This is a genomic window from Pseudonocardia sp. SID8383, from assembly GCF_009864975.1.
GTDB classification, from domain to species: Bacteria; Actinomycetota; Actinomycetes; order Mycobacteriales; family Pseudonocardiaceae; genus Pseudonocardia; species Pseudonocardia alni.
The window spans coordinates 1-1,995 of sequence record NZ_WWFY01000765.1 but is presented as its reverse complement, the minus strand read 5'-3'; the positions used below and the strand labels follow the sequence as shown (position 1 = coordinate 1,995).

2 protein-coding genes are annotated in these 1,995 nt (G+C 76.9%); both read left to right on the top strand.

The annotated features are described in order from the left end of the window. Window positions 1–172 precede the first annotated feature (172 nt). Entirely contained in the window at window positions 173–1,042 is an 870-nt protein-coding gene (locus GTW08_RS18535) for a carotenoid biosynthesis protein (protein WP_083658023.1), read from the top strand. Continuing rightward, a partial coding sequence (locus tag GTW08_RS18530; protein ID WP_346009931.1) for an FAD-dependent oxidoreductase occupies window positions 1,039–1,995 on the top strand: 957 nt, incomplete at its 3' end. The genes GTW08_RS18535 and GTW08_RS18530, both read left to right, overlap by 4 nt.

Genomic DNA, 1,995 nt, shown 5'->3' with positions numbered 1-1,995 from the left:
CGGCCACGAGCGGACGGACGGCGCGCAGCGGCCGGCGGAGGAGCACGCAGGCGACCCTACGGAGGGGGCGGCCCGGCCGCGCGACGTCGCCGCGGCCGCGGACGACGCGCGGGCGTGCCCGGGTGGTGGCACCGTGGGACCACCCCCGACCGGACCGTGTGGAGGTTCCCGCGTGGCGTTGGCCGCTTCCCCCCGGGCACTGCGCACGGCCCTGCCCGCCTGGGTGCTGGTCGCCGGAGCGGTGACCGTACAGATCCTCTACCCGCTCACCCCCGCCCCGCTGCGGACGTCGGTGACGGTGCTGAGCGTGGCGGTGTTCTTCCTGGCCGCGGTCGCCGACGTCGTCCGGGTGCACGGCACCCGGGGCGGGCTGGTGCTGCTCGGCGTCGCCGGCGGTGGGGGACTGGTCGCCGAGTCCGTCGGGCTCGCCACGGGGTGGCCGTTCGGTGACTACGCCTACACCGGCACCCTCGGCGCCGAGGTGGCAGGCGTCCCGCTCGTCGTGCCCATGGCGTGGACGATGATGGCCTGGCCCGCGCTCGTCGTGGGCCGGGCGCTGGCCCGGCGCGGACCGGGGGTCGTCGCCGTCGGGGCGTTCGCCCTGGCCGCCTGGGACGTGTTCCTCGACCCGCAGATGGTCGACGCGGGCCACTGGGTCTGGGCGCGCCCCGACCCGGGTCTCCCGCTGGTGCCCGGCATCCCGCTGACCAACTACGCCGGCTGGCTGGTCGTCTCGCTGCTGATCGTCGGGACGCTGCACCGTGCGCTGCCCGGCGGCCCACGACGCTCGGGGCCCGCGGCCGCGCTGTACCTGTGGGTCTACGCCTCCTCGGTGCTCGCCCACCTGGTGTTCTTCGGCCTGCCCGGCTCGGCCCTGGTCGGCGGGGTGCTGATGGGGCTGGTCGCGGTCCCGTACGCGCTCGTCCTGCGCCGCGACCGCGCGGCCCACCGCCCCGGGGCCCGTCACCGCGGTGCCCACGACTCCGCTGCCCGCCACCCCGGCGGACACGGTCCGCACGTCCGTCCCGGAGGGACCCTGTGACCGACCCGCTGCGGCGCCGCGCCGCACCGCTGCGCATGCGCCGACGACGGCTGGTGACACCCGACCCGCTGCTGCCGCGTGAGGTGCCCGCCGGGTCGGAGGCGGTCGTCGTCGGGGGCGGGATCGCCGGGGTGTCCGCGGCGGTGGTGCTGGCCGAACGCGGGGTGCGGGTCACCCTGCTCGAGGCGGCCGACCACCTCGGCGGACGGCTCGGGGCCTGGCCGCACACCCTGTCCGACGGCACCGTCGCGCAGGTCGAGCACGGCTTCCACGCCTTCTTCCGGCAGTACTACACCTGGCGGTCGATCCTGCGCCGCGCCGACCCGCAGCTGTCGTTCCTGCGGCCGGTCGGGCACTACCCGGTGATCTCCGCGCGGTGGCCCGACGAGGACCTGTCGGGGCTGCCCGCCGCCCCGCCGTTCAACCTGCTCGCGCTGGCGCTGCGCAGCCGGAGCCTGTCGCGCCGCGAGCTCACCTCCGCCGACCCCGACGCCGGACGCGCCCTGCTGGCCTACGACCGGGCCACCACCACCGCCGAGCTCGACGGCGTCGACGCCGCGTCGTTCCTCGACCGGCTCGGGATGACCGAGCGCACCCGCAGCATGCTGTTCGAGGCGTTCGCCCGGTCCTTCTTCTGCAACCAGGGCGACCTGTCCGCCGCCGAGCTCGTCGCGATGTTCCACTACTACTTCCTCGGCAACCCCGAGGGCATCGGCTTCGACGCCCCGTGCACCGACCACGCCACCGCCGTCTGGCAGCCGCTGTGGCGGTACCTCACCTCCCTCGGGGCGCAGGTCCGCACCGGGGCACGGGTCACCGCGGTGCACCCCGACGGCGCGGGCTGGCGCATCGAGGGCCCCGCGGCGACCACCACCCGGCACCTCGTGCTCGCCCTCGACCCGGGCGCGCTGCGCGCGGTGGTCACCGGGTCGCCCGCGCTGGCGGCGGCGGCG